The following is a 13,424-nucleotide window of genomic DNA, read 5'->3' as shown; positions in this document are numbered from 1 at the left end:
AGTTGTTTGTCCGGGCAGGACCTCCTCGCGGCGACTTCCGGGCTTGCCTTTACTTTGCGGTGCGATATACTTTGCGATACAAAGTGACGGGGCGGGCCGTCCCGGACAATTGGGCGGAGCGGGGTTTTGGCGTTGCCAATGCGCGATCTTGACAAGGCACTGGCCGACATCGTGGCGATCCGCAACCAGATCGCGGCGGGCACGGCGTTCCGCGGCTATGGTCCGGCGACGATCGCTGCGACGGGCGCCGTCGCGCTTCTCACCGCAATCCTCCAATTCTGGCTGCTCGGCGATCCCACCAGCGAGCCGCTCGGCTTCTTCTTCGGCTGGTTCATGGCTGCGGTGCTCTCCGGCCTGATGATCGGCATCGAGATGCGCGCGCGCTCGCGCCGCCATCACTCGGGCCTGGCCGATGCCATGATCCACCAGGCGGTCGAACAGTTCCTGCCCGCGGGTGTCGCCGGCGTATTGCTCGCGGTGGTGATGTGGAAATTCGCGAGCGAGACGCTGTGGCTGCTGCCCGGCCTGTGGCAGATCCTGGTCTCGCTCGGCATCTTCGCCTCGGTTCGTTCGCTGCCGCGCACCGTCGCGCTCGCCGGCGCCTGGTATTTCGTGTCGGGCTTCGCGGTGCTGGTCCTGGCGAGCCAAACCCACACGCTGTCGCCATGGACCATGGGGCTGCCCTTCGTGATCGGGCAGTCGGTGATGGCGGGCATTCTGTATTTCGCGTCCGGAGACCATGATGTCGAAGACTGACAGCGCACCCTTTTCCTATGAAGGGCTCGACCGCGTCATCCACGAGAAGGCGAGGCTCGGGCTTCTGACTTCGCTGATGGCGCATCCGAAGGGCCTGGCGTTCGCCGATCTCAAGCAGCTCTGCGGTCTCACCGACGGCAATCTCAGCCGGCATCTCGCCGTGCTCCAGGAGGCCGGCCTCGTCGAGGTGACCAAGGGCTATGAGGGCAACCGCCCGCACACCACCTGCCGCCTGACCAAGGCCGGCCGCCGCCGCTTCCTCGACTATCTCGCCGTGCTCGAGCGGCTGGTACGCGACGCCGCCAAGGCCGCTGGCCGCGAGGCGCCGCCGCTTGGCCGTCTCGGTATCATCTCGACCTGATCCCCCTTTTTTGACCGGAGACTTTGCAATGCAAAGCGACATGACCTCGCGCAGCGAGAAGCTTCACGTCGGCATCATCATGGACGGCAACGGCCGGTGGGCGACACGCCGCGGCTTGTCGCGCGTGCGCGGCCACGAAGCCGGCGTCGAGGCGATCCGTCGCATCGTCGAGGCCGCGCCCAAGCAGGGCATCGGGACGCTGACGCTCTACGCCTTCTCCACCGACAATTGGCGCAGGCCGAAAACCGAAGTCGCCGCGCTGATGACGTTGCTGCGCTTCTATCTCGCCAACGAGGTGCAGAGCCTCGCCAGGAACGGCGTGCGCCTCACCGTGATCGGCCGCCGCGACCGTCTGCCCGACGGCATCGCCAATGCGATCGCGCGCGCGGAAGACTCCACCGCGCACGGCAGCGCGCTTCACCTGCGCATCGCGGTCGACTATTCCGCGCGCGACGCCATCCTCAATGCCGCAGCGAAGGCGGCGGCACTGACGAGCCTCACCCGTGAAGCCTTCTCGCAGCTCGTCACCGGCGAGGCCGGCCTACGCGACGTCGATCTCATCATCCGCACCTCCGGCGAGAAGCGGCTGTCGGACTTCCTGCTCTGGGAAGGTGCCTATGCCGAGTTGCACTTCACCGAGCGGATGTGGCCCGAATTCGACGCGAGCGATCTCTCCGCGGCGCTGGCGTCGTTCCACGGCCGCGAGCGCCGCTTCGGCGGCCTCCAGGCGATCATGCCGGAGGAGGTGCCGTCACTCTCCCGTGTGTGATGCACGGCACAGGCCAACGGGCTGTTCGTTTTCAGCCGCATGATTGGCAGCGGTGTCCAAGCCGCGGATGCGCGGTCTCGGTTAGGTGTGCGGTCCACGCAACCTGCCGAGAGCATCACGCATGTCACAGCTGTTTCCGGGAGCCGTCGTCGAGCCGGTAAAACTGGCCGAAGCGAAGGGCTTGGTCTGCATCAGGCCGCCGGCGTATCCGATGTCGAGAACCTGTCGGTCTATTTCACCGGACTGTCCACGACGTCGCGCAACAAGCGCTTCATGGGCGCGCGTACCGACTTCGCTCTGGTCGCGGCCGAATGCGTGGCGAAGACGGGCCGTCCCGGTCATTTCACCCTGCTCGCCGAAGTCAGGCAGGAAGGGCTGCACACCATCATCGGCGAAGCGAACTACGCCTATGATGCGACTGCACGGCATGGCGAGTTTGCCATCTCGGTCGCCGATGGGTTCCAGCGCCTGGGCCTCGGCTTGCAGATGATGACGGCGATGGAGACGCGTGCGACCGATCTTGGCCACGAGATGATCGCGGCCGAGACTGCTCGGACAAATGCCGAGATGCGTGGTCTGGCGAAGAAGGCGGGCTTCCGGGATACCGACCTCGGAGACTGGCAGTCGGTTCACCTCGCAAAGCGCTTGTCGCGATAGCCGTCCGCGCGTTGCCGCCTGGCACGGATCGTGCTCTAGTATCGGCTGGATTTCCCCAGCGATGGGAGCTTCGGCGATGCGCGCAGTTCTGGATCATTGCACCGGCGGAACGGAGCGGCAGGTCAAGGCTGGCACGTCGGTCGTCACCGAGGGCGGCACCAGCAGCGGCCACCTCTACGTGCTCGTCGAGGGCAAGCTCGAAGTGCTCAAGAGCGACACGGTGGTCGCGACCATCGCCGAGCCGGGCGCCGTGTTCGGCGAGATGTCCGTGCTGCTTGGGCTGCCGCATACCGCGACCGTGCGGGCCAGCTCGGATTCCGTCATCTATGAGTTCGAGGACGCGGCGTCATTCCTCATCCAGCGGCCCGAGGTCGCGCTGCTGCTCGCGCGCACGCTGGCGCAGCGGCTCAACGTCGCCAACACCTATCTCGCCGATCTCAAGCGGCAATATGCCGGCCACGGCACGCATCTCGCCATGGTCGGCGAGGTGCTCCAGAGCATGATCAACCTGCCGCCGCACGAGGTCTCGCCAGGCTCGGATCGGCAATCCGATCCAAGGATGTGAGCCAGTCCGGTGGCTCCTCGACGGTGTTTGCGGGCCGCTTCAGCGGTGCGCCGAGGTCGATCCACTGCGCTTGGCCCGCTGCCAGCCAGAACGCCTTGTCCGCAGCGAGATCGAGCACGATATGCGTCGGCGGCCGGCCCGGTTGCAGGCCGGCGTTGAACACCCAGGTCTGCCCGAGCCGGTCGAACCACGAGCCGTCGGTGATGAAGGGTGACTGGTGCACATGGCCCGAGATCACCATCGACGGCTGATACTGCATGATCCACTGCACCAGATCGACGTCGCCGAAGAAGCGCTTGCCGCCCCAGCTGGTCGGTGAATTCGCCGGCGGCGCATGATGGGCCCAGATCCAGCGTTGCGGGCGGTTTTCGGCGGCGGCGCGCAGCTGCGCGACGATGCGTTGCTTGACCAGCGGGCCATCCCACCACGGGCACACCGTGAACAGCGTGTCGCCGATGGCGAGGCTGTCGCCGTCGCAACTGATTCCGAGCTCCCGCACCTCCGAGATCCAGCGCGAGATCTTTTCGCCCTCCATATTGCGCTCGTCGAGGTCGTGATTGCCGGAGCAGAGGATCACGCGGGTCTGTGCGGCGAGCAGCGCGAGGTACTTCTTCACCACCACGATCTGCGCGCGAAAATCCACCATCGAGCCGATGTCGAGCGCATCGCCGGCGAAGATCACGAGGTCGAACTGCGGCGCCGCGCTGACCAGCCAGTCGAGCTGCGGCAGCGAGTAGTGCAAATCGGCCACGACCAGGCAGCGCATTGAAAATCCGTGGGCGGGTTTGAAAATGTCTGGGAATTCCAAAACATTATAAAGCAAGAAGCAGACCAGAATGGCTGCCTCTTCTCGTCAGGCCAATGGCCGGCAGCATGCTGCGGCGCATTGGCGTGCGCAGGTGGCCGGGCACCGCAGGGCTGGACCGTGTCATCGAATTCTGATGTCGTGGCGCATCCTCAAACGCCCGTATCCGCATGACCTCCTTCAAGACCATTCGTGCCCGCGCCGAGAAGCGCAAGGGCGGCCCCAAGGCGCTGGACAGGCTGATGCCCGAAAAGCCCGACCTGAAGGGGCTGGCCAAGCTCGGCGACGATCGCATCCTCGCCGAGATGACCAGGCGGGTGTTTTGCGCGGGCTTTGCCTGGAGCGTGATCGATTCGAAATGGGACGGATTTGAAGCGGCGTTTCTGCATTTTCAGCCGGCCAAGCTCACCTTCCAGCCGGAGGACTATTGGGAGGCCCTCTTGCGCGACGCGCGCATCGTGCGCAACGGCGCCAAGATCATGTCGGTGCGCGACAACGCCAGCTTCGTCCAGGAGATCGCAAAAGAGCACGGCAGCTTCGGCAAGTTTCTGGCGAAATGGCCGCCATCCAACGAGGTCGGCCTGCTCGATCTCCTCACCAAGCGCGGCAGTCGGCTCGGCGGCAACACCGGGCAGATGCTGCTGCGCTTCGTCGGCTGGGATGGTTTTGTCACCTCCAAGGATGTCGTCGCCTGCCTGCGCGATGCCGGCCTCGACATCGCCGAAGAGGTGAAGTCCAAGGGCGATCTCGCAAAGGTGCAAGCACAGTTCAACGCCTGGGCCGAGGAGACCGGTCTGCCCTACACATACTTGTCACGCATCTGCGCGCTCTCGGTTGGCGAGAACCGAGGCGAGCACTAAGTCGCGGGAAACCAGGAGAACAGAAATGGCAAAAGCCTATTGGGTTGCCACTTATCGCGCGATCAAGAGCCCAGACGCCATGGCGGCCTACGCCAAGCTGTCGCGTCCGGCCATCGAGGCCGCCGGTGGACGCGTGCTCGCGCGCGGGATGCCGGTTGCGGCCTACGAGCACGGCCTGATGGAACGCGTCGTTCTCATCGAGTTCGACAGCGTCGAGCGCGCCAAGGCGGCGTATGAAAGTCCCGCCTACAAGGCCGCTCATGACCTGCTCGGCGACGGCGCCGACCGCGACATCCGGATCGTCGAAGCCGCCGAATAGCGCCATCGACAGGCGGATCGTGTGCATCGTGTGGCGATCCCGTGCCGTGAGCGCGGCAGATGAAACTCGCGATCACGAAATACATTTTTCCGGAACATTCGTGCGCAGCATCCGTTCGGGAATTTGAGCCAGGCGACACAGGCGCAGGGAACGCCCGTTTTGGCTCATCTCAATGAAACCCGGCACGACAGAAACGGAGCAGCCCATGAAGCTCACATCCGAACAGGTGAAGCAGACCGTCAACCAACTCGGCGCCCAGGTGCTGCCCGACGAGCATCCCGCCATGCCGCAGCTCAACAGCATGTTCGGCGAGCACACCTTCTTCGTCGACGAGACGGGCCTGAAGGTGCTCGAGCCGACCCCGTCGGTCAGCGCCGAGCGCCAGACCGGCGAAGTCGTCAGCCTCGCCGACTGGAGCGATGCCGACCTCACGCGCCTGATGGCCCACGAGCCGGAGCCGACGGGCGTGATCGTCGTGTTCGAGCATGTGAGGCATTGATCGGCCCGAGCGGATCGGCCTTCATCGGTGGCGGGTCTGAAAATCCCGCCACCTTCCATGACTGGTTTGGAGCCGCGCCGCGGACAAGGATCTCGCGTTCGCGGCGGGGCTTTCCAGTCTGGTTCAAATACCGAAAGTCAGCTGCGGCTCCGCATCGTCGCCGTCCTGGAGGGCAGACAGCGATACCCCCAGGAGCCTGACGCGCTTGGGCAGCGGCATCTCGGCTTCGAGCAGGCCGCAGGCCAGCCGCTCCAGATCGTCCCGGCCCGCAACCGGCGCTGTAACGGACCTGCTGCGCGTGATGATCTCGAAGTCGGCGAATTTGATCTTCAGGGTGACGGTGCGGCCGCGGTTGCCGGTCGTCTCGCAATGGCGCCAGACCTTGTCGACGAGCGGCTTGAGCTCGGCGGCCAGCGCGCCGTATTCGTCGAGGTCGGTCGAGAACGTCGTCTCCGCGCCGATCGACTTGCGAATGCGGTTGGCCCGGACCGGTCGATCGTCGACGCCGCGTGAGATCCAGTAGTAATAGGCGCCCGACTTGCCGAAATTCGCGTTCATGAATTCCAGCGTCTGGTTGCGGATGTCGAGGCCGGTGAACAGGCCGAGCGCATTCATCTTCGCACTGGTCGCCGGACCGATCCCATGGAATTTGCCGACGGGCAGCGTCTCGACGAAGGCGGGCCCCATGTCCGGCGAGATCACGAACTGACCGTTGGGCTTGCGATGATCGGAGGCGAGCTTTGCCAGAAACTTGTTGTAGGAAATACCCGCCGAAGCGTTGAGGCCGGTCTCGGCCTTGATCTTCTCACGGATCAGCAAGGCGACGTCCCGCGCCAGCGGGATGCCTTGCAAATTCTCCGTCACGTCGAGATAGGCCTCGTCGAGCGACAATGGTTCGATGATGGGCGTGTGCTCGGCGAAAATGTCGCGGATCTGCCGGGAGATCGCCTTGTAGACCTCGAAGCGCGGCCTGACGAAGATCAGGTCGGGACATTGCCGTTTCGCCGTCACCGAGGGCATCGCAGAGCGAACGCCGAACTTGCGGGCCTCGTAGCTGGCGGCCGCAACGACGCCGCGTTCCGCGGAGCCCCCGACGGCTACCGGCTTTCCGCGCAGCTCCGGATTGTCGCGCTGCTCCACGGACGCATAGAAGGCATCCATGTCGATATGGATGATCTTGCGGACGGGCGGGGATTCGCCAGTCACGGTGTCGGATTCGCTCATGGATAAGATGATACAATTGCGCAGGGAGAAGCGCGAGGTGATGGATGCTTCAGCTACTGGTCTTCGTCGTCGCCGTGGTCGGCATCGGCTGGTTGATCGGCGCGACCAATCTTCCGGGAGAATGGTATGCGGCCCTTGCCAAGCCGGGTTTCGTGCCGCCGAACTGGGCGTTCCCGGTGGCGTGGACTATCCTTTACATCATGATCGCGGTTGCGGGTTGGCGGACTTTTCGCCGTGAGCCGTCGGGTCGAGCGATGCAGGTCTGGGCCGCGCAGCTGGCGCTCAATTTCATCTGGTCCCCGGTGATGTTCACGATGCACCAGATCGGCGCCGCACTCGTCATCCTCATTTGCCTGTTCGTCGCGATCGTGACCTACATCAGTCTCGAGATGTCACGGGACAGGCTGGCAGCCGCGCTGTTCGTGCCTTATGCAGCCTGGGTCACCTTTGCGGGCGTGCTCAATGCGGCCATCTGGCGCTTGAATTGAGGCGATCTGTCCACGGTTCATCAAAGAGCAATCTCAGGCTTGTGAGTGGCGAGCCTAGGCACGCGTTCCTATATCGGAGCGCGGAGGACAGCCAATGCAATACAGCTCCGAGCTCATTCAGACCATGCGCCAGGCCCTCGAGACCGTGATGGCGAGCGTACCGGCCGATCAGTCGGTGTTCGGTCTGAAAGCCGCTGTCGCCGAATGCATTTTGAAGGCTGCCGCGCACGGTCATACCTCGTATGACGCCCTGGTGACGTCCGCTTCCGATCAGATCCAGTCGATCATCTCGATGCTGACGTGAGGGAGGCGGGCGGCAGATCCGGAGTTCATGCCGACGGAGGCGCCCATAGGAACTCAGGACGAATGCCCTGCTGGATGAGGTCCGTGCCAAGCGACTGAAGTGTGAACATGGCGCCGATGCTGGGTCTTGCACCGCTTGTCCAGCACGTTTGAAGGCCGATCAAGAGCTGCGACAGGGCCTGATTGAACGCAAGCGACGGACTCGGTGTGACGGTCGATTGCTGAAAATCGAACCAGGTCGGAAACGGGATCGGTGCTCCCGTAAAGCTCCAATGGCCAGCCGCATCCTGCACCAGCGTTTTCTCGGTGTAGATTTCCTTGAAGACATAATAGTGGGCGAATGTTGCATTGCCGGTTGGGGGTTGGTTAGGAGAGCCTTCCGTACCTTCACCTTCGCCCTTGATCAGCTGGATCGCCGCCTGCGCATCGGCGATGCTCTTGATCGGCGTTGCTTCCCCCGAATTGACCGCGAAAGCGCTGGCATTGATCGCGGGATTGACTGTGGTGAAACCCTCGACGATCGCATCGTAGAAATCACCGATCGTCGCGGGTCCCGTTCTTGCGACGAGCGCGACCGGCGGAAATTCCGGATACTCGATCTGCATGAAGACCTGAACTTGATCTGGCGTAAGCGGCTTCAGATCAACGGCCAATTTTTGCAGAATTCCTCCGGGCAGGACATTGGTCGGATAGCTCGGAATGAAGGCCGCATTGGCAATGGATGGTACGCCGCCGATCGCGGTCAGCATGTTGCCTGCCAAGGCAAAGTGATACATCTCTTGCACCACAATGTCCTCAATCATACCGCCGACGCCGCCCGCGTCGCTGTTGATCGACCATTGCGCGCAAAGATAAGGCGGGATGGTGGAGAACTCCAATTGCATCGCGGTCTGGAGTGCGTCCTTCAGGTCGGAAAGCGTCGTAATGCGATCCTCGACGAACTGGGCGATGGTTTTCATCTGAAGCACCCCTCCCGACCCGGTTGATTGCGAAGCCCTGTTCCTGGCGCCGCCACTGGACCGACGTCGTCAAGCAGGTTCCGTGTTGGCTTATTGCTTGCGGGACGAGCGCTTGGGGTGATTCAGTCCGACAATAACCGGATATCGGTCTGCGACATCGCGCCTACAATCGGACCTGCCTCGATGATCGCGACCAGAAACATGCCGCGATCAGGCTCATTTTCCGCAACCCATACAAAATAGTACAATTTAAGGGTGCAATCAATTACGCCGTTGATCAGAGATTTGTGACCGCTTTTCCATTCGACATGCTTAGCCGGACGCGCGCGCGACGTTGCGAAGGCCAGATTGCGAGCCGCAACATTTGATGGATGGTACCGTCACAGCGTCAAAAGCCGGCCGACAGTCTCGGTCCGGCACACGGTCTCGGTAAAGAGTAAGGAGACTGGCGCACCCGACACGATTCGAACGTGTGACCTTTGCCTTCGGAGGGCAACGCTCTATCCAGCTGAGCTACGGGTGCTAGTCGAGGTTCATTTAGCCGATTGGCGGGGGGTGGGCAACCTCCGCTTTGCCCAGGCCCGGACGCCCGGCATCGCCCAATTCCTGGTCTTATGCTTCGCTTTTCAATCCCGGAGGGCTGCCGGTCCCGAGATCTCGCCGGAATCGTTTACAAACATCAGCGGGCCCGTCTCTGAGGTTGTGAACACGGCCGCCGTGAGCGGGCCGCCAAAGCAGGCGCCGGTATCCAGATTCAACCGGTTGGCCCGCAGATCAGGTGTCCCGGACCGGACCGGCGTATGACCATGGACAACGAAAAGTCCGTGGTTGTGATCCGACGACAGGAAGGGTTCCCGGATCCACAGCAAGTCTCGCTCGGACTGCGACGCCAGCGGTACGTCCGGCCGTAGCCCTGCGTGGACGAAAATTCGTCCATGCTCCATTTTTATCAGCGGAAGCGCGCGGATCCAGTCGAGATGCTCGCGCGGCAGATCGGCCGGATCGTCGATCCCGTAACTGTCGAGCGTCTGCTCACCGCCGTTTCCCCACCAATTCATCAGGTCCCGGTCGGTGCGCTCCCTGTCGGCCGCGCGAAGCAGCATCTCTTCATGGTTGCCCCGCAGACAGACGAAGGAGCGGTCCTGCTTCCCCTCGCTGCCGACGAGAAAATCCATCACCTCGCGGCTTTGGGGCCCCCTGTCGATGTAGTCTCCGACAAGGACGAACTGGGCGCTCCGCAAGCCGCGAATCTGGTCGCACGCGGCGAGAAGCGACGTCAGCTTTTTGAAGCAGCCGTGGATGTCGCCGATCGCGAAGGTGAGCATTTCGTGCTCGGGAAGGGGCAAGGTTTCTCCCGTGTGCCAGCTCAGATGGTGAGACCTTTTGGCGTGCCTTTGAACTTGATCCGCTCCGGACCCACGCCGACCTCCGCGAGCGATTCAGTTACTCTTTCTTTCAACGTCTTGCCACTCTTGTCCTCGCGGTCGCGTTGATCCGCGGTGAAATCATAGACGAGCAGCCCGACATTAGCGCTGTTCACTTTGAGTTTGGTCCCGTCCGCAACGGCGCTGATTGCCGCAGCCACACTGCGACGCCCGTTGCTCCATTCCGCCATCGCAGTCAGATTCTCCGCAACGCATCGATAGCTCTTATCGATCTCGGTCTGGTGAAGGTCGATCACCGTCCGATAGTCCTTGATCTGGCCGACAATCTTGCCGTTCTCCAGTTCGGGATTGCTGAACGTCTTGGCCTCCCAGAACACTAGGTCCACGCCGTTCGCCGTCGTTTCGAAGTTGGCAAGGTCCATGCGCGGAAGGTTCCTCTCGACGTCGGGGATGCCGGAAGCGTTGATCGCAATCTCGACGTCGACGACGGAGTTATTGGCCGTCGCGATCTCGTGGACGCCTTCCTTCTCCTGGCCGGAATAGAGCGATGCGGCCCTTTTGAGTTTCTCTAGGGTCTTTGCGCCCTCGTAGTCGCGCGTCAGCATTCTTGGCTCGGCGTTGCCGAAGGCGAACTTCCCCTCGACTAGCGAGACCTGATCCTTCAAATCTGGATTCAGGAGATACTTTTCGTGCGTCGTGGCGGTCACCTTCCCGCCCTTGAACGACACTTTGAAGATGGATTGTCCCTGCCAATAGACGTTCAGGTACTCGTCCCGAACGCCGATGATGAGGGAGGGATCGGCAAGAACGTCCCTCCACCAGCCATCCTGCTGGGCGAGTGCCCTGAGTGCCTCGCGAAAGTCGTTATCCCGAATGCCGCGCTTGAAGCTCATCTCATACCTCCCACCATTCGCCATCGCTGCGTCGCGTGACGTTGTCAAAATATCTGGAGAAACTGTCGCCTTCGAATGTGTGAATGGGCACCAGCCTGTCCGGCTGTATTGCGTTCGCGAGCCGCTTGAGATCCAGGATGCTGGCGTGGCCCGAGGTGTGGATGATCTCGATGGGAACGCCGCGTGTCGCGAGATTCGCCTTCAGTCTGGCGCCAGGACCGTCCTTCAGATATCCGTCCCATTGCGACCAGATCGCTCTGGTGCCGGGCCAGAGATTGGCGGCCTCCACGTCGTGGGCCATTGCCGGACGAAACAGCATCACGGTGCGATCGGCGATCTCGGTGATGCGCTCGCGATAGATCCGTGCGGATTTGTAGGGATCCAGCAGGTCGAAGCGCTTGTTCCTTGCGATCTGTCGCCGCTGATATTCCGGCACATAGACCGACAAATTGGGCCAGCCGGCGTTCGGCAAGCGCTCGTTGCCGGTGGCCCGCAATATCTCCATCGCATAGAGGTCCAGCAGCAGCGTCCGGCCGCTGCGCTTGCAGGCGCGATAGATACTGACGATGCGATCGATGTTCTGCGCGGATGCCGAGAGGATGACGAAGCCTGGCTGTTTAAAACTCTGGGTCAGCCTCGCCTCGATGCCGTCCTCCGTCGGGAATTGCGTGTGCTCGTCGAGACGGCCGAGGCTCGACCCCTCCATCAGCATCGTGTCGATACCGCGGGGCGGATTGCTCACCAATCGCTCGACCAGACCGCGCTTGCGACCATGCGCACGGATATCGCCGCTGTAGAACAGACGCCGGCCGGCAGCCTGGATCAGCAGCGCATAGGCATCATAGGCCGAGTGATCGACGAGATAGGGCGTGATGTTGAACGGGCCGATCTGGAAGGTCCTGCGATCATTCAGCTCGAATGAAACATTGGGCACGAAGGCGTTGGGCACGAAAGGAGCTGCCGCACACATGATGCGCGCGGTCGCAGCGCCCATGGCGAGGGGGACATTGGGTCTGCACAGGGGGAGCAAACCCCAATGATCGCCGTGTCCGTGCGACAGGACGATCGCACGCAGCGCCGGATCTTCGACGCGAAGCCCGGCCACCGGCGGGAGAAGATCATCGGACGCGCCGTCGGCATCGAGCGGAAGTCCAAGGTCGAGCAGGATTCTCTCACCCGCGGCCTCGAGCTCGATGCAGGTGCCACCAATTTGCTGCGTTCCGCGGTGGACACGTCCGCGAAACGAACCGGCTGCTTCGGTCATCGGCGGTTGGTCTCGGCCGAGCCGGGTTCGGCCGTCACTCGCGACCAGGCGATGGCGTTTTTGGCGGAGGGGAGGGCACTGCGGGATGGGCGGGGAAATTTCAAAGCGAATACGGCTCCAGGCAACGACTTATCTATATTCAAATGAGCGCCCGAGAAATTGCGGCTTTTCGAGAAGAAAATGTCCGTGTTGTTTTGGCGCAACATCACCTGCTGGTGAGGCCGAACGCAATAGAACCTTCGGTGGGATGAAGGTCAGCCCCGGCTGGACCGGCGATTGACGGCGACTTGAATCCCGGGCGAGCCGCGATCGGCGCGCGCGAACTCCGCAAGCAGGCGTTCGGCGCAGATGACGCGGTTGCGGCCGAGCCGTTTTGCCGCATAGAGCGCCTCGTCGGCCGCACCCAGCAGCCGGTCGGGGCTGCCGTCGGCCTCAGTGGGAATATGACTGGCGACGCCGACGCTGAGGGTGACGTGGTCGCCGGCGCCAGCAGCTCCATGAGCGATCCGCAAGGCCATGACGGCACGGCGGATCTCCTCGGCGATGGTGCTGGCGGCATCGCTATCCATGTCGGGCAGGATCAGCGCGAACTCTTCCCCGCCATAGCGGCTGGCGAGGTCGAGCGGGCGCACGGCATGGCGGCTGACGACATCAGCGACCGCGCGCAGGCATTCGTCGCCGCTCTGGTGGCCGTGCCGGTCGTTGAACAGCTTGAAATGATCGACGTCGACGAACAGCAGCGCCATCGGCTTCTGCGTCCGCTGGGCGCGGGCCCATTCGCTCATCAGCATCTGGTCGAAGGCGCGGCGGTTCGACAGGCCGGTCAGCCCGTCCTTGGCGGCGAGCTCCTTCAGCGCCGTCTCGGCGCGCTTCTGGTCGGTGAGGTCGCGCAGCGTCTCCACCACGGCGATCAGGTGGCCGGCCTCGTCATGGATCGGGCCGGCGTCGATCGCGAGATAGAGCTGGCTGCCGAGTTTTGGCATCACGCACCAGTTTTCCGCGGAAAAGCCGAGCCCGTTGTGGCCGCGTGCGGCATATTCCGAATAAAACTCCGGCAGCTGCTCGGGACGGTCGAGCGCGACCAGGTCGGCGAGGCAGGGGCGCCTTGTCTCGTAGAAGGCCTGCCAGTGTTTCGTCGTGCCGATCACCTCCGCGGCGGGGACGCCGGTCAGCCGCTCGCAGGCTCTGTTCCAGATCACGACGCGGCGCTTGGGGTCGATCACGAAGGTCGGCACCACCAGATGCTGCATCAGCCGCACGGCATAGGAATCCGCGACGTCGACGGCTTTCGCTGAGGCTTTCCTCGGCTTCGCCATC

The 13,424-nt window shown here is 62.9% G+C and carries 17 protein-coding genes and 1 tRNA gene; 10 read left to right on the top strand and 8 right to left on the bottom strand.

Features of this window, described 5'->3' with window-relative positions; translation table 11 throughout:
* Nucleotides 1-138 precede the first annotated feature (138 nt).
* From AC5ZFO_RS15445 to AC5ZFO_RS15425, 5 genes are all read left to right on the top strand, one after another.
* Nucleotides 139-756, top strand: a complete 618-nt coding sequence (locus AC5ZFO_RS15445; protein ID WP_282522612.1) for a hypothetical protein — start codon at nt 139-141, stop codon at nt 754-756.
* Nucleotides 743-1,117, top strand: a complete 375-nt coding sequence (locus tag AC5ZFO_RS15440) for a winged helix-turn-helix domain-containing protein (protein ID WP_018644262.1) — start codon at nt 743-745, stop codon at nt 1,115-1,117. Before AC5ZFO_RS15445 ends, AC5ZFO_RS15440 begins: the two co-directional genes overlap by 14 nt.
* 28 nt (nt 1,118-1,145) lie before the next feature.
* Nucleotides 1,146-1,886, top strand: a complete 741-nt coding sequence (locus tag AC5ZFO_RS15435; RefSeq protein WP_282522611.1) for a di-trans,poly-cis-decaprenylcistransferase — start codon at nt 1,146-1,148, stop codon at nt 1,884-1,886.
* Between the two features lie 87 nt (nt 1,887-1,973).
* The gene (locus AC5ZFO_RS15430) at nt 1,974-2,543 is read left to right on the top strand and encodes a GNAT family N-acetyltransferase (protein ID WP_282522610.1); all 570 of its coding nucleotides are present in this window, start codon (nt 1,974-1,976) and stop codon (nt 2,541-2,543) included.
* 76 nt (nt 2,544-2,619) lie between these two features.
* Entirely contained in the window at nt 2,620-3,108 is a 489-nt protein-coding gene (locus tag AC5ZFO_RS15425; protein WP_282522609.1) for a Crp/Fnr family transcriptional regulator, read from the top strand.
* On the opposite strand, the gene AC5ZFO_RS15420 is transcribed toward AC5ZFO_RS15425, so the two are convergent.
* Nucleotides 3,047-3,874 (bottom strand): metallophosphoesterase family protein, encoded by an 828-nt coding sequence (locus AC5ZFO_RS15420; RefSeq protein ID WP_282522608.1) that lies wholly within the window; start codon nt 3,872-3,874, stop codon nt 3,047-3,049. The two genes, AC5ZFO_RS15425 and AC5ZFO_RS15420, sit on opposite strands and share 62 nt — an antisense overlap.
* Before the next feature lie 209 nt (nt 3,875-4,083).
* Here AC5ZFO_RS15420 and AC5ZFO_RS15415 point away from each other — a divergent pair, with 209 nt between their 5' ends.
* From AC5ZFO_RS15415 to AC5ZFO_RS15405, 3 genes are all read left to right on the top strand, one after another.
* The gene (locus tag AC5ZFO_RS15415) at nt 4,084-4,773 is read left to right on the top strand and encodes a DNA-3-methyladenine glycosylase I (protein WP_282522607.1); all 690 of its coding nucleotides are present in this window, start codon (nt 4,084-4,086) and stop codon (nt 4,771-4,773) included.
* Nucleotides 4,774-4,798: 25 nt separating this feature from the next.
* Nucleotides 4,799-5,092, top strand: coding sequence for a DUF1330 domain-containing protein (locus AC5ZFO_RS15410; protein ID WP_014491041.1), 294 nt, complete (start codon nt 4,799-4,801; stop codon nt 5,090-5,092).
* A 205-nt stretch (nt 5,093-5,297) separates the two neighbouring features.
* Nucleotides 5,298-5,591: a hypothetical protein gene (locus AC5ZFO_RS15405; protein ID WP_166066167.1), complete on the top strand. Its 294-nt coding sequence runs from the start codon at nt 5,298-5,300 to the stop codon at nt 5,589-5,591.
* A gap of 123 nt (nt 5,592-5,714) precedes the next feature.
* Here the strand turns inward: AC5ZFO_RS15405 and dinB are convergent, their stop codons facing one another.
* Nucleotides 5,715-6,815: a DNA polymerase IV gene (gene dinB / locus AC5ZFO_RS15400; protein ID WP_282522605.1), complete on the bottom strand. Its 1,101-nt coding sequence runs from the start codon at nt 6,813-6,815 to the stop codon at nt 5,715-5,717.
* 44 nt (nt 6,816-6,859) lie between these two features.
* Between dinB and AC5ZFO_RS15395 the strand changes: the two genes are divergently transcribed.
* Both AC5ZFO_RS15395 and AC5ZFO_RS15390 read left to right on the top strand, forming a co-directional pair.
* Complete coding sequence (locus AC5ZFO_RS15395; protein ID WP_282522604.1) at nt 6,860-7,303, top strand: TspO/MBR family protein; 444 nt, start codon at nt 6,860-6,862, stop codon at nt 7,301-7,303.
* Nucleotides 7,304-7,397: 94 nt separating this feature from the next.
* The gene (locus AC5ZFO_RS15390) at nt 7,398-7,607 is read left to right on the top strand and encodes a hypothetical protein (RefSeq protein WP_014491045.1); all 210 of its coding nucleotides are present in this window, start codon (nt 7,398-7,400) and stop codon (nt 7,605-7,607) included.
* A gap of 25 nt (nt 7,608-7,632) precedes the next feature.
* Here the strand turns inward: AC5ZFO_RS15390 and AC5ZFO_RS15385 are convergent, their stop codons facing one another.
* The 6 genes from AC5ZFO_RS15385 to AC5ZFO_RS15360 all read right to left on the bottom strand — a co-directional run bounded on the left by AC5ZFO_RS15385 (nt 7,633) and on the right by AC5ZFO_RS15360 (nt 13,423).
* On the bottom strand, nt 7,633-8,565 hold the full coding sequence (locus AC5ZFO_RS15385) for a ferritin-like domain-containing protein (RefSeq protein ID WP_282522603.1): 933 nt from the start codon (nt 8,563-8,565) through the stop codon (nt 7,633-7,635).
* A 446-nt stretch (nt 8,566-9,011) separates the two neighbouring features.
* Nucleotides 9,012-9,088 (bottom strand) — tRNA-Arg (locus AC5ZFO_RS15380).
* 103 nt (nt 9,089-9,191) lie between these two features.
* The gene (locus AC5ZFO_RS15375) at nt 9,192-9,911 is read right to left on the bottom strand and encodes a metallophosphoesterase family protein (RefSeq protein WP_496122212.1); all 720 of its coding nucleotides are present in this window, start codon (nt 9,909-9,911) and stop codon (nt 9,192-9,194) included.
* A 20-nt stretch (nt 9,912-9,931) separates the two neighbouring features.
* The gene (locus AC5ZFO_RS15370; protein ID WP_282522577.1) at nt 9,932-10,843 is read right to left on the bottom strand and encodes a hypothetical protein; all 912 of its coding nucleotides are present in this window, start codon (nt 10,841-10,843) and stop codon (nt 9,932-9,934) included.
* 1 nt (nt 10,844) lies between these two features.
* Nucleotides 10,845-12,008, bottom strand: coding sequence for an MBL fold metallo-hydrolase (locus AC5ZFO_RS15365; RefSeq protein WP_496122216.1), 1,164 nt, complete (start codon nt 12,006-12,008; stop codon nt 10,845-10,847).
* A gap of 353 nt (nt 12,009-12,361) precedes the next feature.
* Nucleotides 12,362-13,423 carry a sensor domain-containing diguanylate cyclase gene (locus AC5ZFO_RS15360; protein ID WP_282522576.1) on the bottom strand — a complete coding sequence of 354 codons (1,062 nt, stop codon included), beginning with the start codon at nt 13,421-13,423 and terminating at the stop codon, nt 12,362-12,364.
* Between the last annotated feature and the right edge of the window lies 1 nt (nt 13,424).

This window comes from Bradyrhizobium sp. Unk1 (genome assembly GCF_059512345.1).
This window is presented reverse-complemented; position numbering and strand designations above follow the sequence as displayed.